Source organism: Streptomyces sp. NPDC057743 (assembly GCF_042798755.1).
Classification (GTDB): Bacteria; Actinomycetota; Actinomycetes; order Streptomycetales; family Streptomycetaceae; genus Streptomyces.
Map to the genome: position 1 here is coordinate 74,299 of NZ_JBHVJX010000031.1, position 16,585 is coordinate 90,883.

A 16,585-nucleotide genomic window follows, 5' to 3' on the forward strand; every position below is an offset into this window, starting at 1 on the left:
CGTGGCTAGCCGTAGTTCAGCCCGCAGTTGGCCCGACATCGGCCCCCGGGCAGTCGCTCCCCTCGGAGTCGCCAGTCACGTCCTCCCCGTCGCACCCCAACTCGTTCTCCACGAAGGCCAACAGCGCGGCGTGCATGGTGTCCGGGCTGGTGCTGTCCGGGGCGGTGGCCAGGACCTGGGTGGCCAGGCCGTCGATGAGCGCGGTGAGGCGGAGGGCGGTGACGTCGGGGTCGACGGGGCGGAAGACGCCCTGGTCGATGCCGCGGCGGAGGACGTCGGCGACGGTGGTGCGCCACTGCCGGTAGTAGTGCTCGTGGAGGCGTCCCACGGCGGTGTCGCGGGCGGCCTGGGCCCACAGGTCGAGCCAGACCAGCCACTGCCGGCGCTGTTGTGCGGTGCGCGGGGTCTGGAGGGCGATCAGGTGCAGCAGTTCGGCGCGGGCGTCGGGGGCCTTCGCCAGTCCGGCCGCGCGGCGTTCGGTGTCCTCGTCCATGCACCAGCGGACGGCCGCCTCCAGCAGTTCGTCGCGGCCGGGGAAGTGGTAGTGGACGGCGGCCGTGCTGGTGCCGCAGGCGGCGGCGATGTCGGCGACCCGTACGGCGTGGAAGCCGTGTTCGGCGATGAGCCGGACGGTCTCCCGGACGATGTGCAGCGGGCGGCCGCCCTCGGGGACCGGGGTCGGGCCGCGCCCGGGCGGTGCCGCGGGGCGTTCCGGGGCGCCGAGCAGCCAGCCGGTGTCGACCCCGCCGATGTCGGCGATCCGGACGATCTCGGCGAGGGCGAAGCGGCGGGTGCCGCCCAGCGACCTGGAGAGCTTGGAGGGGTCCATCACGATCCGTCGGGCGAACTCGCGATGGCTGCAACCGAGCCGGGCGATCACCTCCCGGACGCGGTCGGTGACCTGTCCGCTGTCGTCGGCGATCCGGCCGCCGGGGTCTGCGTCCATGGCCGGGGACGCTAACAGGGCGTTGAGAACATCGCAATGGATGTGAGGGAGTGAGGGGCCGGAAACTGCTGGTGTGCGGGGATATGGGAGAGCGCGATGTGGGGTGACTGATGCGTGAGTCAGTGGCGGGACGGGTGGGGTGCGGTGGTCTGTGGTCGGGCCGCGGACAAGCCGCAATACGGGTGAATGTGGCAAAGTGACGGCATGGCTGACCGGGGAGCGAAGCGGCCCACCGTGTCGGTGCCGGACGACTGGCCCGCCCACCCGGACCTGACGCTGGCCCTCAACGGGATGGGCGGCTTCGACTGGGACCTCGACAGCGGGCTGATGCATCTGGACCCGCCCGCGCTGGACGTCTTCGACCTCCGCCCGGGGGAGTACGACGACCGTCCGGCCACCCTCGGCTGCCGGGTGCCCGACTACGAGGCGGCGCGGCTGGAGGCGCTGGTGACCCGGGCGCTCAAGGACGGCAGCCACTCCTACGGCGCCTACTTCCGGGTCCGGTTGCGGGACGGCGCACTGCGCTGGACACACGTCCAGGGCAGCATCCGCCGGGACCCCACCGGCCGGCCCCGCCGGATCATCGGCGTGTTCCGGGACGCCACCGACGAGTACGCCCAGGCCGCCGAGCGGATCGCGATCACCGAGGAGCGCCGGCGACACACCAGCATCGTCGAGCGGACCACCGCCGCCCTGGCGCACGCCCGCACGGTCGGCGAGGTGATCGGCGTCCTCGCCGGCGACGAGGGGCTGAGCCGGCTGGGCGCGGAGAACGTCATCCTGGGTCTGGTCGAGGCCGGCCGGATCCGACTGGTCTCCGAGGGCCGGGCGGGCAGCTACGTGCCGGACCTGGAGTACACCCGGGTCGGCGACGAGTTCCCGATGAGCGAGGTGGTGCGGACCCTGACGCCGCGGTTCGTCGGCAGCCGCGCCGAGTTCCGCGGCAGCTACCCGCGGCTGTGGCCGGCCATCGAGCCGTTGAACGTCGGCTCCGGGGCGTATCTGCCGCTGATCGCCCAGGGGCGTCCGATCGGGGTGATCGGGCTGTTCTTCGAGCGCGAGACCGACTTCCCCGACCAGGAGCGCAATGTGCTGGTCGCGCTGGGCAGCAGCATCGCGCAGAGCCTGGCCCGGGCGATGCTCTACGACCAGGAGCACGAGATCGCGGCCGGATTGCAGCAGGCGATGCTGCCGCGCCGGATTCCGGGCGTCGCCGAGGCGCAGATCGCGGTCCGCTACCGCTCCGCCCGGATGGGCCGGGACATCGGCGGCGACTGGTACGACGTGATCCCGTTGCCGGACGGCCGGGTCGCCGCCGTCATCGGCGACGTCCAGGGGCACGACACCCAGGCCGCCGCGCTCATGGGCCAGTTGCGGATCGTGTTGCGCGCCTACGCCGCGGAGGGGCACGCGCCGGCGACCGTGGTGGCCCGCGCCTCCGCGTTCCTCAACGAGCTCGACACCGACCGCTTCGCCACCTGTACGTACGTCGACGCCGATCTGACCACCGGCGCCGCCCGGTTCGTGCGGGCCGGCCACCTCGATCCGCTGGTGCGGCACGCCGAGGGCATCTGTCGGCGGCTGCCGGTGGCCGGCGGGCTGCCGCTGGGCATTTCGTCCGAATTCCGGCTGCTGGACTACCCGGTGACCACCGTGCACCTCGCGCCCGGCGACACGCTGGTGCTGTGCACGGACGGCCTGGTGGAGGAGCCGGGCGCCGATCTGGACGCCGGGCTGCGGCACTTGGCCCGGGAGGTCCGGGACGGCCCGCCGGACGTCCAGCAACTCGCCGACCGGCTTTGCGAGTCGGTGGACGGCCGGCGCGGCGAGGACGACATGGCGCTGCTGTTGCTGCGCCGGCTCGGGCCGCCCGAGCACGACACCGCGGGCCGCCTCCGCCAGCATGTCGCCCCCGCCGACCCGGCGGCGCTGTCCTCCGCCCGCCACATGATCCGCGCCGCGGTGCGCGCCTGGGGCGCCGGCGACCGCGCCGAGGAGATCGAACTGGTCGCGGACGAGCTGATCACCAACGCGCTGCTGCACACCGACAGCGAGGCGGTCGTCAGCCTCCGGATGCCGCACGGGGCAAAGCGGCGGCTGCGGTTGGAGGTCGAGGACGGGGCCAGCAGCCTGCCGCGCCGCCGCGAACCGGGCGAGTCCGGGGTCTCCGGCCGCGGCCTGCTGCTCGTCGACCGGCTGGCGGATGTGTGGGGAGTGGAGCCGCGCGGCGGTGGAAAGTGCGTATGGTGCGAGTTCAACTGCCCCTGACCGGGAAGGCGCTGGCCGACCGGGAGATCCAGCGGGCGTGGGCGCCGAGGGATCGGCACGGCCAAGTGAGGACGGCTCTATGGGATCGCGGGCGGAACAGCGCGAGGGCGCCCGCCAGTTGGCGGCGCGACTCGACGCGGAAGGCGTCGGCAACATCGCGCTGACCTGGGTGGACAATGCGGGCATCGCCCGCGCCAAGACGGTGCCGGCCCGGCGGTTGACGGACGTCGTCGAGCGGGGCGTGGGGATGTCGCCGGTCTTCGACGTGTTCACCTCCGACGACGCCATCACCGCCTCCGACCACCTCGGCGGGCCGGACGGCGATCTGCGGCTCTTCCCCGACCTGGACCGGCTCACCACCCTGGCCGCGCAGCCCGGTTGGGCCTGGGCGCCGGTCGACCGCTACGACCAGCTCGGGCAGCCGCACCCGGCCTGCCAGCGGCTGTTCGCCCGTCGGATGGTCGACCGGGCCGCGGCCGCCGGCCTCGACCTGCGGATGGGCTTCGAGACGGAGTGGGTCGTCGCCCGCGCCCCGCAGGGCCCCGCCGACGCCGACGCGCTCGACTACCCCTGCGCCGGCCCCGCCTACGGCATGGCCCGGGTCGTGGAGCTCTCCGACTACCTCCGCGACGTCACCGAGGCGCTGCTCGTCCAGGGCGTCGACGTGCTCCAGATCCATCCCGAGTACGCGGCCGGCCAGTTCGAGGTCAGCGCCGCGCCGGGCGATCCGCTGCGCGCCGCCGACGAGGTCGTCCTGGTCCGCGAGACGGTCCGCGCGGTCTCCGCCCGGCACGGGCTGCGCGCCTCGTTCGCCCCCTCCGTCGTCGCCGGTGAGGTCGGCAACGGCTGCCACCTCCACCTCAGCCTCCGCCGCGACGGGGCGAGCCTGCACCGGGCCGCCGGCGCCGACTGGGCGCTGGCGCCCGACGCGGCGTCGTTCCTCGCCGGCGTGCTGGACGCGCTGCCCGCCCTGCTCGCCATCGGCTGCCCCTCGCCGGCCAGTTACCTGCGGCTGCTGCCCTCCCATTGGGCCGGCGTGTACCAGTGCTGGGGCGTGGAGAACCGCGAGGCGGCGCTGCGGCTGGTCACCGGCGCGCCCGACGACCCCGACGGCGGACACGCCGAGGTCAAGACCTTCGACGCCGCCGCCAACCCCTACCTCGCCGTCGGTGCGGTGCTCGCCGCCGGGCTGCACGGCATCGACACCGGGGCCCGACTCCCCGCCCCGCAGACCGGAGACCCCGGCATCCTGGGCGTCCGCGAGCGCGCCCGGCGCGGCATCGTCCGGCTGCCGGCCACGCTCACCGAGGCCACCGACCGGTTCGAGAAGTCGACGCCGCTGCGGGAGGCGTTGGGGGAGGTGCTGCACGGCGCGGTGCTCGCGGTGCGGCGCGCCGAGGAGGCGCACTTCGCTGAGTGGGAGCCGGACCAGATCGCCGCGGCCACCCGTTGGCGCTGGTGAGCGCCGCCGACGCGCCGCGGCCGGTCGGCGACACCGGCGCCCCGGTGCTGGACGGACTGCCGCCGCTGGTGGACCACCACTGCCACGGCGTGCTCCGGTACGCCCCGGACGCCGGGACGTTCGCCGCGTTCCTCACCGAAGCGGACCGGCCGCCGGCGGCGGGCACCACGTACTTCGACACCCAGGCCGGCTTCGCGGTCCGCCGCTGGTGCCCGCCGCTGCTCGACCTGCCCGCGCACTGCCCGCCCGAGGAATACCTGGCCCGCCGCCGCGAGTTGGGACCGGACGAGACCCGGCGGCGGCTGCTGTCCGCCACCGGCATCGGCGCGTACCTCGTCGACACCGGGCTGCCCGGCGACCTGACCGGGCCGGACGAGACCGCCGCCGCGGGCGGCGCCACCGGCCACGAGGTGGTGCGGCTGGAGGCACTGGCCGAGCGCCTCGCGGCCGACTACCGGGGGAGTGAACGGGCCGCGCGCGCCGGGGAGTTCGCGGACGCCCTCGCCGGCGCCGTGCGCGCCGCGGCCCGCACCGCCGTCGCCTTCAAGTCGGTGGCCGCCTACCGGCACGGCCTCGCCCTGGCCCCCCGGCCGCCTGGCCCGGACGCGGTGCGGACCGCGGCCCGCGCCTGGCTCGCCGCGGGCGCCCCGCGGCTCACCGACCCGGTCCTGCTGCGCCACCTCATCCAACTCGCCGTCGCCACCGGCCGTCCGCTCCAACTGCACACCGGCTTCGGCGATCCCGACCTGCGGCTGGACCACGCCGACCCCGCGCTCCTCACCGACCTGGCGCGGGCCACCGCGGACACCGGCACCGACCTGGTGCTGCTGCACTGCTACCCGTACCACCGGCAGGGCGCCTACCTCGCCGCGGCCTTCCCGCACGTCTACGCCGACGTCGGGCTGTCGCTGACGCACACCGGCCCGCGGGCCACCGCCGTGCTCGCCGAGTTCCTCGAACTGGCGCCGTTCGGGAAGCTGTTGTTCTCCACCGACGCCTACGGGCTCCCGGAGCTGTACGCGGTGGGCAGCGCGCTGTTCCGGGTGGCGCTGGGGGAGGTGCTGGGCGGCTGGGTGGCGTCCGGGGCCTGGTCGGCGGCGGACGCCCGGCGGGTCGCGGCGATGATCGCGGCGGGTACGGCGCGCCGGGTCTACGGGCTGGCGGGCGCCAACGGCGGTGCGGAGAACGGGAAGTAAGGGGCGCCCGACCAGTTCGCCTATTCCATCGTGGCCGCGCGGCGTGGTTTACTGCCGCGTGCCACGTACAACGACCTCTGACGCGCCGGCCGACGACCGGGCCGGCAAGGGCGAAAAGCCCCGAATACCGCTGCGCGGCCGGATCTTCGTCGACCTGACCCCGCTGCGCACCTCCCCCGACTACCGCCGCCTGTGGTGCGGCAACACCGTCTCCTGGCTGGGCCAGCAGATGACCGCGCTCGCGGTCTCCCTCCAGGTCTACGCGATCACCGGCTCCACCTTCTCCGTCGGCCTGGTGGGCCTGTGTTCGCTGATCCCGCTGGTCGTCTTCGGGCTCTACGGCGGCGCCATCGCCGACACCGTCGACCGCCGCAAGCTGGGCCTGGCCAGCGCCACCGGCGCCACCGTCATGTCCGTCACGCTGGCCGCCGCGGCGCTCGCCGGCTACCACCGGGTCTGGCTGCTCTACACCGTCGTCGCCCTCCAGGCCGTCTGCTTCGCGATGAACTCCCCGGCCCGCACGTCGATGATCCCCCGGCTGCTGCCCACCGAGCAGTTGCCGGCCGCCAACGCCCTCCAGTCGCTCACCTCCAACCTCGGCCTGATGGGCGGCCCGATGCTGGGCGGCCTGATCGTCGGCCTGTGGGGCTACCAGGCGGCCTACCTCATCGACGTGGCGGCCTTTGGCGTCTCGCTCTACGCGATGTGGCGGCTGCCGTCGATGCGGCCCGGCGAGGGCGAAGGACCGACCCGCCGCGCCTCCGTCCTGGACGGGCTGCGCTTCCTCGCCACCCGCCCCAACCTGCGGATGACGTTCTTCGCCGACATGGCCGCGATGGTGCTGGCCCAGCCCCGCGCGCTGTTCCCGGCGATCGCCGCGCTCTGGTTCGGCGGCGACGCCAAGACCGTCGGCCTGCTGGTCGCCGCGCCCGCGATCGGCGCCGTCCTGGGCGGCCTGTTCTCCGGCTGGCTCGGCGGCATCCGCCGGCACGGCCTGGCGATCCTGTGCGCGGTGGCGTCCTGGGGCGCCGCCATCACCGCCTTCGGCCTCTCCCGGCACCTGTGGCTCGGCCTGTTCTTCCTGGCCGTCGCGGGCTGCGCGGACACCGTCTCCATGGTGTTCCGCAGCACCATGCTCCAGGCCGCCACCCCCGACGAGATGCGCGGTCGGCTCCAGGGCGTCTTCATCGTGGTGGTCGCCGGCGGCCCCCGGCTCGGCGACTTCCTCGCCGGCTCCGCGGCCGACCTGACCACGCCGGCCGCCGCGGTGATCGGCGGCGGACTGGCCTGCGTCCTGGTCGTCACCGCGCTCGGACTCGGCCGGCGCGCCTTCGCCCGGTACGACGCCCGCGACCCGCAGCCGTGACCCTTCCGGCGCCCGGCCGGCCCGTCCCCGTCAGCGGACCGACCGGGCGCCGGAACCCGCCGTGCGCCGGGGCCATGGACGGGCCAGACTCGGGTACGGGGGCACTACAGGCACCATTCGTCCCGATCCGGAGGCCCGCCGTGCAGCGGCAACCGCTCGTCCGCCGTGACCGCACCCCCGACCTCGACCGGCAGCCCCCACCGGTCCCCCCGGACCCCGGGCGCCCACCGCCCGGCCCGGTCCCGGAGCCCCCGCCCGGCCCGGTCCCCGAACCGCCGCCCGGGCCCGCCCCGCCCGAACCGCTCCCCGGGCCGCCCCAACCCCCACAGCCGCCCGAGCCGATCCCGCCCGAGCCGTCGCCGGTGCCGCGCCCGCCAGGGCCCGACCCCGACCCGGTCCCGGACCCCTCCCCGGCCCCCGGGCCGCTCACCCGGGCGCCCGCCCGACGCCCCTGACGCACCGGGCCCCGCGCCCGACCCCCGCCACCGCACCGCACCGGAAGGAGGTGCCGCTCATGGCCATCGCCACGGTCAACCCGGCCACCGGCGAGACCCTCAAGACCTTCGACGCGCTCAACGCGGGCGAGATCGAGGACCGCCTGGTCCGCGCCGACCAGGCGTTCCAGGAACACCGCACCACGTCCTTCGCCCGCCGCGCCGAACTCCTGCACGCCGCCGCCGATCTGCTCGAAGCCGACCGGGACGACATTGCCCGCACCATGACCACCGAGATGGGCAAGCCGCTGGCCCAGGCCCGCGCCGAGGCCGCCAAGTGCGTCAAGACCATGCGCTGGTACGCCGACCGCGCCGAGGCGCTGCTCGCCGACGAACACCCCGACCCCGCCGACGTCCAGGACGCCGGCGCGGCCCGCGCGGTGGTGCGCTACCGCCCGCTCGGCACCGTCCTCGCCGTGATGCCCTGGAACTTCCCCCTCTGGCAGGTCGTCCGGTTCGCCGCGCCCGCCCTCATGGCCGGCAACACCGGGCTGCTCAAGCACGCCTCCAACGTGCCGCAGACCGCGCTCTATGTGGAGGAGCTGTTCCGCCGCGCCGGCTACCCCGACGGCTGCTTCCAGACCCTGCTGATCGGCTCCGGCGCCGTCGAGGACATCCTCCGCGACCCGCGGATCGCCGCCGCCACCCTCACCGGCAGCGAACCCGCCGGCCGCGCGGTCGCCGCCACCGCCGGCGACGAGGTCAAGAAGACCGTCCTGGAGCTCGGCGGCAGCGACCCCTACCTCGTCCTGCCCTCCGCCGACCTCGACAAGGCCGCCCGAGTCGCCGTCACCGCCCGCGTCCAGAACAACGGCCAATCCTGCATCGCCGCCAAGCGGTTCATCGTCCACGACGCCGTCCACGACGCCTTCGCCGAGCGGTTCACCGCGGGCATGGCCGCGCTGACCGTCGGCGACCCGATGGACGAGGGCACCGACGTCGGCCCGCTCTCCAGCGAGCAGGGCCGCTCCGACCTGGAGGAACTGGTCGACGACGCGGTCCACCAGGGCGCCCGGGCGCTGTGCGGCGGCCGCCGCCCGCCGGACCGGCACGCCGGCTGGTTCTACGAGCCGACCGTGCTCACCGGCATCACCCCGGGCATGCGGATCCACCACGAGGAGGCGTTCGGCCCGGTCGCCACGCTCTACCGCGTCGCCGACCTCGACGAGGCGGTCGCCCTCGCCAACGACACGCCGTTCGGCCTCAGTTCCAACGCCTGGACCCGGGACGCCGCCGAACAGCAGCGCCTGGCCCGGGACTTGCAGGCCGGCGGGGTGTATTTCAACGGCATGACCGCCTCCCACCCCGGCCTGCCGTTCGGCGGCGCCAAGCGTTCCGGCTACGGTCGGGAGCTCTCCGGCCACGGCATCCGGGAGTTCTGCAACATGACCACGCTGTGGTACGGGCCCGAGGACTGACCCGCCACGCACCGCGGCCGGGCGCCCCAACTCGCCGGGGCGCCCGGCCCGTTCATGGCGCGGCCCACAGCGTGACGGTCAGCTCGAAGGTCGGGTTGCCCGGGCCGGCGCCGCTGCTGGTGTCCGAGGTGTCCACCTTGCTGAACGTCACCCGCGCCACCTGGTTCAGCTTGGTCACCACGCACCAGACCGTGCCGGCGGGGATCTTCCCGGCGTTGGTGTTGGGGCCCAGCGGGCTGCCCTCGGCGGCCGCCCGGCACGCCTCGCCGGTGTCCGTCCGGGCGTCCGCGGTGCCCGCCCGGATCGGGCTGCCGTAGCTGGCGGCGAGCGTGATGACGGCCTGGGCGCCGTTTATCCCGTTCTGGCAGCCGATGTAGTCCAGGGTGGTGCCCCCGGAGGTGTCCACCGTCTGCGCGGTGACCGCGGGCGTGTCGAGATCGAGGGCCTGGGAGATGCTGCCCGTGCAGCTCGGGGCGCGCCAGACGACCCGCCGGTCGCGGTAGACCACCTTCGCGGCGACGGCCGGGCGTGGGGCGTGCGGAGTGGGCGATATGGCGCCCGGCAGACCGGTGTTGGGGGAGCCGCCCGTATGGTCGGGCGTGTTGGTCCCGCCCGACACGGTGCCGTCCGTGGCCTTGCCGAAGCCCCCGCCGTCGTCCGTGAACCACCCCTTGACCAGTGACGACGTCAGCAGTACGGCGAGCGCACCGCCGACCGCGGCGGCGATCAGCACCGGCCGGCGGCGACGCGCCGACCGCGGCGGCGGCACGGGGGCGCCCATCTGGAACGGCGGCGGGCCGCTGGGCGGGGGCGGTGGCGTCCTCGGCGGGGGAGGCGCCGTCGGACCGGCGCCGCGGGCCGCGCCCGGCACCCCAGACGGCCCCCGCAGCAGCACCAACGAGCCCGCCGCGCCGGCCGATCGGCGCTGCGGCCGGGGCAGCCCTCGGCTGTGCAGTGCGCGGTCCACCCGCCCGTGGACCTCGTCGAGGGTGAGCGGAACCGGTTCGGCCAGGGCGTCCAACAGGGCGCCGGTGAACGCGGTGTAGGTCTCCCCCTCCGGCGCGTGCGAGGGCGCCGTGCGGGTCGTGGACGTCAGCGTGTAGGTGCCGGCCAGGTCGAGCTGACCGACCGCCAGGTCGGCCGGATCGGACATGTGCTCCGGGGCCAACAACCCGTGGTCCGGGTGGGTCAGGGCCGCCCACAGGCCCCGGAGGTTGGCCGCCACCGACGGGATCGCCGGCAGACCGGTGAACCGGCCGGTGCCGATCAGTACGGCGCGACTGGTCGGCCCGTGCGGGAACCACGGGCCGTCGGGTCTGCCACTCATCGATGCCCTCCCCCTGCATGACGAACGGTTGCCGCCATCCTGGCACGATCACCCCGGTTTGCGACCCCGTTCGCCGGTGCCCACAGGGACGGCGCGCCGCCCGGCCATCTCCCGTACGGCATAACGGAGTTCGGGCCGCTTCAGGCTCCGTTTCCGGGTGCGGTCTCCGGCACCGAGAACTCGCACCACAGCGCCTTGCCGGCGCCCCTCGGCTCCGCGCCCCACCGGTCCGCCAGCGCCTCCACCAGCAACAGCCCCCGCCCCGACGTCGCGGTCTCGCCGGGCCGCCGGCGCCGCGGCCACTGACTGGACCGGTCCTCGACCTCCAGCCGGATCCGGCGCGGGGCGCCGAGCAGCAGCTCCACCGACACCAGGGCGCCGCTCTCGGTGTGGGTGAGCGCATTGGCGATCAACTCCGAGGCGGCCACCTCGACATCGTGGGCGACCGCGCCGGCCCGCCACTGGTCCAGCGTGCGGCGCACCGCCGAGCGGACCTCCGCGGTGCCCGCCGGGTCGGCCTGGTGGACGTGCAGCCGCAGCCGCGGTGTGGCGGCCGCCCCGCGCACCGCGCTGCGGTGCAGCAGCAACAGCGCCATGTCGTCGTCCGAACCGGGCTCCGCCCACAGGAGGTTCGAGAGCCGGTCGGCCAGCGCGTCCAGCTCGGTGGGCCCGGAGCGGACCGCGGCGGAGAGCGCCTCGATCCCGGCCGCGATGTCCCGGCCGGGCTGCTCGACCAGCCCGTCGGTGCACAACAGCAGCGTCGAACCCGACTCCAGGAACAACTGGGTCTCCGGGAAGTGGTCCTGCCCGAAGGCGGTGGCCAGCCCCAGCGGCAGCCCGCCGGCCACCCGCGGCCAGTCGATGTGCCGGGAACTGTTGCAGATCAACGGCCCCAGGTGGCCGGCGCGGGCCAGGTGCAACGCCCCCGACGTGAGGTCCGCCTGGACGTAGGTGCAGGTCGCGAACCGCTCGGTCTCCAACTCCGCCAGGAAACGGGAGGCCCGCACCAGCACCGTCTCCGGGGCGTGCCCCTCGCTGGCATAGGCGCGCAGCGCGATCCGCAACTGGCCCATCACGGCTGCCGCGTGGGTGTCGTGCCCCTGGACGTCGCCGACCACCAGCCCGGTGCGGCCCTGCGGCAGCGCGATCACGTCGTACCAGTCGCCGCCGACGTCCCGGCCGACGCTCGCCGGGTGGTAGCGGACGGTGACCTCGCCGCCGGCGATCGGCGGCAGCCGGCGCGGCAGCATCGCCTCCTGGAGCCCGGTCGCGAACTCCCGTTCCTGGTCGAAGAGGGTGGCCCGCTGCAAGGACTGGGCCACCACACCGGCCAGCGCCAGCGCCAGGTTCCGGGCCTGTGCCGACTGCACCGCCGGCTCGTGGTGGAACAGCCCCAGCGCCCCGAGGACGGTGTCCTGGGCGATCAGCGGCAGGAAGGCGGCGCTGCCGGTCGGCAGCACGTCGACGAACGGGCGCAGCCGCGGGTAGCGGGCGACCAACTCGCCGCGGGTGCTCAGGAAGCCGGGGCGTCGGGAACGCACCGCCTCGGAGAGCGGAAGGGTGTCGTCCAGCCAGGAGTTCATCATGTCGCCGGGCACCTCGCCGTCCAGCCCGGCGGTGGCGATCACCTCGAACCGGTCGTTCGCCACCAGGCCCAGCACCAGCGCGTCCGCGCCGAACCGCCGGGCGCCGCCGGGCCCGGTCAACACCCGCGTCACGTCCCGCACCGACAGCGCCCGGGCCAGCGCCGCGGTGGTCTGCTGCACCATCACCGTCTGCCGCTGCCGCTCCTCCTGGAGCGAGCGCAGCAGCGCCGAGTCGGCCAGCTCGCTGGTCGCCTCCCGGACGATGCCGACGATCCGGTAGGGCACGCCTCGCGCGCCACGCAGAATCCGGCCCTGGGAGTGGGTCCACCGTCGGGTCCCGTCCCGGCACTGGATCCGGAAGTACGCGCCGTAGGAGGCGTTGCCTTCCTGGAGCGCCTGGGACAGCGCCGCGTCCAGGCGCAGCCCCTCCTCGGGCGGCAGCCGGGAGATCAGGGACAGCGGCGCGCCGTCGTACTCGCCGGGGTGCAGGTCGAAGACCGCCAGGGCGCCGGGGTCCAGCTCCAGGAACCCGCTGTCGAGATCCCAGTCGAAGGTGCCCATCCGGTTGAGCGAGAGCCGCTCCCGCAGGTCGATGGGCTCGTGGTCGGACCCCCCGGGTGCCTCCTCCTCGACCCGGGGCGCTACCCGGTCGGCACGGGGGTCGTCGCCCTCCGCGGAGGGGTCGGGGGGCCGCTCGGCCATGCGAACACCTTAGGGCCTGTCCGGTGGGTCATGGCCGGGGCCGCGACGTCTGGCACGGCACCTCGCGGCGTTGCCGAACCGCCCCAATAGCTCCGCTATCAGGCCGCTCCGGCGCCTTGCGATGTACCGCACCAGACGCCCCGGCCTCTCCGACCCTGACCCACCGGACAGGCCCTAGGCGGGGCCCCTGGGAGCCGCACTCCCGCTCGTCCTCACTCCCGGTGACGGCGCGCCGCACCGGGCCGACCGGGCGGCGTACGACGACGCGCGCAGGTGGCCGGCCGGTGGCGGGGCGCGCCGGGGCCGCCCCGCTCCGGGGAGAGCGGTTCGCGGTCGGTCACCGTGCGTCGTCCGGCGCGCCGTGCCGCCCCGCGCCGGCCGCGAACCGGGCCGCGCCCGTCAACCCCTCCGCCAACACGGCCTGGCCGTACCGGAGTTCGGTCGCCATCGCGGTCTCCTCGTCCCGCCCCTCCGAGTCCAGCAGCGAGGCGCGGTCGCTGCGCAGGCACGCCTGCGGCAGGCGGGCGAGCTCGGCGGCCAGCCGTTCGGCCGCGGTGCGGGCGGTGCCGGTGGGCACCACGCGGTTGACCAGCCCGATGCCGAGGGCCTCCGCGGCCGGCACCGGGCGCCCCGTCAGGACCAGGTCCATCGCCCGGCCCGCGCCGATCAACCGGGGCAGCCGCACCGTCCCGCCGTCGATCAACGGGACGCCCCACCGCCGGCAGAACACCCCGAAGACCGCGTCCTGTTCCGCCACCCGCAGATCGCACCAGAGCGCCAACTCCAGGCCGCCGGCCACCGCGTGCCCGGCGACCGCCGCGATCACCGGCTTGCCCAGCCGCATCCGGGTCGGGCCCATCGGCCCGTCGCCGTCCGGCGCCACCCGGTTGCCGCGCGCGGTGCCCACCGCCTTCAGATCGGCACCGGCGCAGAACGTGCCACCCGCGCCCCACAGCACCGCAGCCCGCGCGTCCGGATCGGCGTCGAACGCGCGGAAGGCATCGGCGAGTTGACGGGCCGTCGGGCCGTCCACCGCGTTCCGGGCCGCGGGCCGGGACAGCACCACCGTCGTCACCGGCCCTGCCCGCTCGACGCGCACGGCCGCCCCGGGCTCGTCGGCCATCAGACGGCGTCCGCGCCGGACCGGGCGCGCCCGAGGATCGCGGCGTGGCCCACGCCGGGCGGCAGGGTGCCGAAGGCGTGCCCCCACTCGCCGTCCAACCGGGAGGCGCAGAACGCATCGGCGACCGCAGGGGTGCTGTGCCGCACCAGCAGCGCCCCCTGGAGCACCAGTGCCAGCCGCTCCGCCAGCGAACGGGCCATGAGCTGGGCCCGCTCCGGATCGCCCAGCGCGCCGAGCAGCTTGCGCAGCCCGGCCACCGCCGCGTCCAGCCGCCGGTCGGCACCGGCCGCGGCGTCCACCTCGGCGAAGTAGGCGTCCAGCGCGGCCGGTTCACGGCTCAGCGCGCGCAGCACGTCGAGCGCGGCGACATTGCCGGAGCCCTCCCAGATCGACAGCAGCGGCGCCTCCCGGTACAGCCGCGGCATCCCGGAGTCCTCGACGTAGCCGTTGCCGCCCAGGCACTCCAGGGCCTCCGCCGCGTGGCCGCTGCCCCGCTTGCACACCCAGTACTTCCCGGCCGCCAGCGCCAGCCGGCGCAGTGCCGCCTCCCCGGCGTCGCCGGCCCCCGACCGGTCCACCGCGGCCGCCAGCCGCATCCCCAGCACGGTGGCCGCCTCCGACTCCACCGCCAGATCGGCCAGGACCGCGCGCATCAGCGGCTGCCGGTCCAACTCCCGCCCGAACGCCCGCCGGTGGGCGGTGTGGTGCAGCGCCTGCCGCAGCCCCGCCCGCATCCCGGCCGCCGAACCCAGCACGCAGTCCAGCCGGGTCATGTTCACCATCTCGACGATGGTCCGCACCCCGCGGCCCGGCTCGCCGACCGGCCAGGCGACGGCGTCCTCGTACTCGATCTCCGACGACGCGTTGGAGCGGTTGCCCAGCTTGTCCTTCAGGCGCATCAGCCGCATCCCGTTGCGGCCGCCGTCCGGCAGCACCCGCGGCACCAGGAAGCAGGTCAGCCCCTCGGGGGCCTGGGCCAGCGCCAGGAAGACATCGCTCATCGGGGCCGAGGTGAACCACTTGTGGCCGGTGAGGCGGTAGCTGCCGTCCCCGGCCGGCACCGCGGCGGTGGTGTTGGCCCGCACGTCCGAGCCGCCCTGCTTCTCGGTCATCGACATGCCGGCGATCAGCCCGCGCTTGGTCAGCGGGGCGCGCAGCCCGAAGTCGTAGGCGCGGGCGGCGAGCAACGGCTCGTACTGCGCGGCGAGTTCGGGCGCGGCGCGCAGCGCGGGCACCGCGGCGTAGGTCATCGAGATCGGGCAGCCGTGGCCGGCCTCGGCCTGCGACCAGACGTAGAACTTGGCGGCGCGCACCAGATGCGCCCCCGGGCGCCGGTCGGTCCACGGCGCGGCGTGCAGACCGTGCTCCACCGCGGTGGTCATCAACTGGTGCCAGGCCGGGTGGAATTCGACCTCGTCCACCCGGTGCCCGTACCGGTCGTGGGTGTGCAGCCGGGGCGGCTGCTGCTCCGCCCAGTGTGCCCGGTCCTGCACCTGCGCGGACCCGGCCAGCGCGCCGAGCTCGACCACCTCGGCCTCGCCCCACGCGCCGCCCTCCCGGCGCAGCGCCTCCAGCAACGCGGGCTCGTCCGCGGCGCTGAACTCGGCCAGTGGCGGGGCCTGATTGGTTACTTCATGGGTGACGGTCATGGCAATGACGTTACAGATTTCCTACGGGTGGAGGAAGTGCGTAAGGGGGGAGCGTCATGGAATGTCGGCCGCCGCCGGGGGCGCACACCGCGTCCGCATCCCGTCCGCCCTGGTCCGCCCCGGTCCGCCCTCGTTCCGCCCCGCCCGTCCGCACGACCTAGACTTCCGGCACCTATGAACGATGTCCCCCTCGCCCTCCGACCGTTGACCGCCCGCTCCGTCGTGCTGAGCACCCTGCTCGGCCACCACCCGCCGCGGCTGCCGGTGCGCGCGCTGGTGCGGGTCGGCGAACTCTTCGGCATCGCCGAGGGCACCGTCCGGGTCGCGCTCTCCCGGATGGTGGCCGCCGGCGACCTCCGCCACCGGGCGGGCAGTTACGCGCTGACCGCCCGGCTGCTGGAGCGCCAGGCCCGGCAGGACGAGAGCCGTGCGCCCCGGACCCGCCCCTGGTCGGGGGAGTGGGAGATCGCCGTGGTCAGCGCGGACGGCAGCCGCCCGCCGGCCGAACGCGCCGCGCTGCGCCAGGCGATGGCGGCGCTGCGGCTGGCCGAGCTGCGCGAGGGCAGCTGGCTGCGCCCCGCCAATCTCGACCGGCCCCGCTCCGAGGTGGCCACCGCGCAGTGCACCTGGTTCACCGGCAGCCCCGACGGCGACCCGGCCGCCCTCGCCCGCGGCCTGTGGGACCTGGACGGCTGGGCGGCCCGCGCCGGCGAGCTGTCGACCGTGCTGGACCGCGCCGATGCCCCGGCCGACCGCTTCACCGCCGCCGCGGCCGTCCTCCGCCACCTCCTCACCGACCCGCTGCTGCCCGCGCCCCTCCTCCCCGACACCTGGCCGGGCGCCGCGCTCCGCGCCCGCTACGACGCCTTCGAGGCCGAATTCCGGGACCTGCTACAGCAGTTGCTCGCCCCCGACGGGGCCTAGGTCCTGTCGTCAAACTCCCGTCTGCCGGGCGGCGCCCGGCACGCACTCTCGCCGCACCGGGCGACGACCCCAGTACGTCCAGTACAGGGGCCGCCGCCCGGCACGCCGAGAGCACGCACCGACC

Annotated in this window: 11 protein-coding genes; 6 read left to right on the top strand and 5 right to left on the bottom strand. The window is 75.3% G+C overall.

The annotated features are described in order from the left end of the window. Positions 1 to 16: 16 nt before the first annotated feature. Complete coding sequence (locus ACFVFQ_RS29520) at positions 17 to 946, bottom strand: TetR family transcriptional regulator C-terminal domain-containing protein (protein WP_383421812.1); 930 nt, start codon at positions 944 to 946, stop codon at positions 17 to 19. A gap of 204 nt (positions 947 to 1,150) precedes the next feature. Here ACFVFQ_RS29520 and ACFVFQ_RS29525 point away from each other — a divergent pair, with 204 nt between their 5' ends. The 5 genes from ACFVFQ_RS29525 (at position 1,151) to ACFVFQ_RS29545 (ending at position 9,150) form a co-directional block, all read left to right on the top strand. Next, positions 1,151 to 3,214: a SpoIIE family protein phosphatase gene (locus tag ACFVFQ_RS29525; RefSeq protein ID WP_383421815.1), complete on the top strand. Its 2,064-nt coding sequence runs from the start codon at positions 1,151 to 1,153 to the stop codon at positions 3,212 to 3,214. A 79-nt stretch (positions 3,215 to 3,293) separates the two neighbouring features. Continuing rightward, positions 3,294 to 4,676, top strand: coding sequence for a glutamine synthetase family protein (locus ACFVFQ_RS29530; protein ID WP_383421817.1), 1,383 nt, complete (start codon positions 3,294 to 3,296; stop codon positions 4,674 to 4,676). A gap of 47 nt (positions 4,677 to 4,723) precedes the next feature. Further along, positions 4,724 to 5,872, top strand: coding sequence for an amidohydrolase family protein (locus tag ACFVFQ_RS29535; protein WP_383421839.1), 1,149 nt, complete (start codon positions 4,724 to 4,726; stop codon positions 5,870 to 5,872). A 58-nt stretch (positions 5,873 to 5,930) separates the two neighbouring features. After that, complete coding sequence (locus ACFVFQ_RS29540) at positions 5,931 to 7,238, top strand: MFS transporter (RefSeq protein WP_383421819.1); 1,308 nt, start codon at positions 5,931 to 5,933, stop codon at positions 7,236 to 7,238. 514 nt (positions 7,239 to 7,752) lie between these two features. Further along, positions 7,753 to 9,150 carry an NADP-dependent succinic semialdehyde dehydrogenase gene (locus tag ACFVFQ_RS29545; RefSeq protein WP_383421821.1) on the top strand — a complete coding sequence of 466 codons (1,398 nt, stop codon included), beginning with the start codon at positions 7,753 to 7,755 and terminating at the stop codon, positions 9,148 to 9,150. Between the two features lie 52 nt (positions 9,151 to 9,202). On the opposite strand, the gene ACFVFQ_RS29550 is transcribed toward ACFVFQ_RS29545, so the two are convergent. The 4 genes from ACFVFQ_RS29550 to ACFVFQ_RS29565 all read right to left on the bottom strand — a co-directional run bounded on the left by ACFVFQ_RS29550 (position 9,203) and on the right by ACFVFQ_RS29565 (position 15,537). After that, positions 9,203 to 10,477, bottom strand: a complete 1,275-nt coding sequence (locus tag ACFVFQ_RS29550) for a hypothetical protein (protein WP_383421823.1) — start codon at positions 10,475 to 10,477, stop codon at positions 9,203 to 9,205. Positions 10,478 to 10,617: 140 nt separating this feature from the next. Beyond that, complete coding sequence (locus ACFVFQ_RS29555; RefSeq protein WP_383421825.1) at positions 10,618 to 12,765, bottom strand: SpoIIE family protein phosphatase; 2,148 nt, start codon at positions 12,763 to 12,765, stop codon at positions 10,618 to 10,620. A 337-nt stretch (positions 12,766 to 13,102) separates the two neighbouring features. Further along, on the bottom strand, positions 13,103 to 13,888 hold the full coding sequence (locus tag ACFVFQ_RS29560) for a crotonase/enoyl-CoA hydratase family protein (RefSeq protein WP_383421827.1): 786 nt from the start codon (positions 13,886 to 13,888) through the stop codon (positions 13,103 to 13,105). Then, positions 13,888 to 15,537: an acyl-CoA dehydrogenase family protein gene (locus ACFVFQ_RS29565; protein ID WP_383421829.1), complete on the bottom strand. Its 1,650-nt coding sequence runs from the start codon at positions 15,535 to 15,537 to the stop codon at positions 13,888 to 13,890. The genes ACFVFQ_RS29560 and ACFVFQ_RS29565 overlap by 1 nt, the downstream gene beginning before the upstream one ends. A gap of 174 nt (positions 15,538 to 15,711) precedes the next feature. Between ACFVFQ_RS29565 and ACFVFQ_RS29570 the strand changes: the two genes are divergently transcribed. After that, positions 15,712 to 16,461, top strand: a complete 750-nt coding sequence (locus tag ACFVFQ_RS29570) for a PaaX family transcriptional regulator C-terminal domain-containing protein (protein WP_383421831.1) — start codon at positions 15,712 to 15,714, stop codon at positions 16,459 to 16,461. The last annotated feature ends 124 nt before the right edge of the window (positions 16,462 to 16,585 follow it).

Bases quoted from the DNA above. Each gene is read 5' to 3' on its own strand.
- ACFVFQ_RS29520 (WP_383421812.1), bottom strand. From the start codon at position 946: ATGGACGCAGACCCCGGCGGCCGGATCGCCGACGACAGCGGACAGGTC.
- ACFVFQ_RS29525 (WP_383421815.1), top strand. From the start codon at position 1,151: ATGGCTGACCGGGGAGCGAAGCGGCCCACCGTGTCGGTGCCGGACGAC.
- ACFVFQ_RS29530 (WP_383421817.1), top strand. From the start codon at position 3,294: ATGGGATCGCGGGCGGAACAGCGCGAGGGCGCCCGCCAGTTGGCGGCG.
- ACFVFQ_RS29545 (WP_383421821.1), top strand. From the start codon at position 7,753: ATGGCCATCGCCACGGTCAACCCGGCCACCGGCGAGACCCTCAAGACC.
- ACFVFQ_RS29550 (WP_383421823.1), bottom strand. From the start codon at position 10,477: ATGAGTGGCAGACCCGACGGCCCGTGGTTCCCGCACGGGCCGACCAGT.
- ACFVFQ_RS29555 (WP_383421825.1), bottom strand. From the start codon at position 12,765: ATGGCCGAGCGGCCCCCCGACCCCTCCGCGGAGGGCGACGACCCCCGT.
- ACFVFQ_RS29560 (WP_383421827.1), bottom strand. From the start codon at position 13,888: ATGGCCGACGAGCCCGGGGCGGCCGTGCGCGTCGAGCGGGCAGGGCCG.
- ACFVFQ_RS29565 (WP_383421829.1), bottom strand. From the start codon at position 15,537: ATGACCGTCACCCATGAAGTAACCAATCAGGCCCCGCCACTGGCCGAG.
- ACFVFQ_RS29570 (WP_383421831.1), top strand. From the start codon at position 15,712: ATGAACGATGTCCCCCTCGCCCTCCGACCGTTGACCGCCCGCTCCGTC.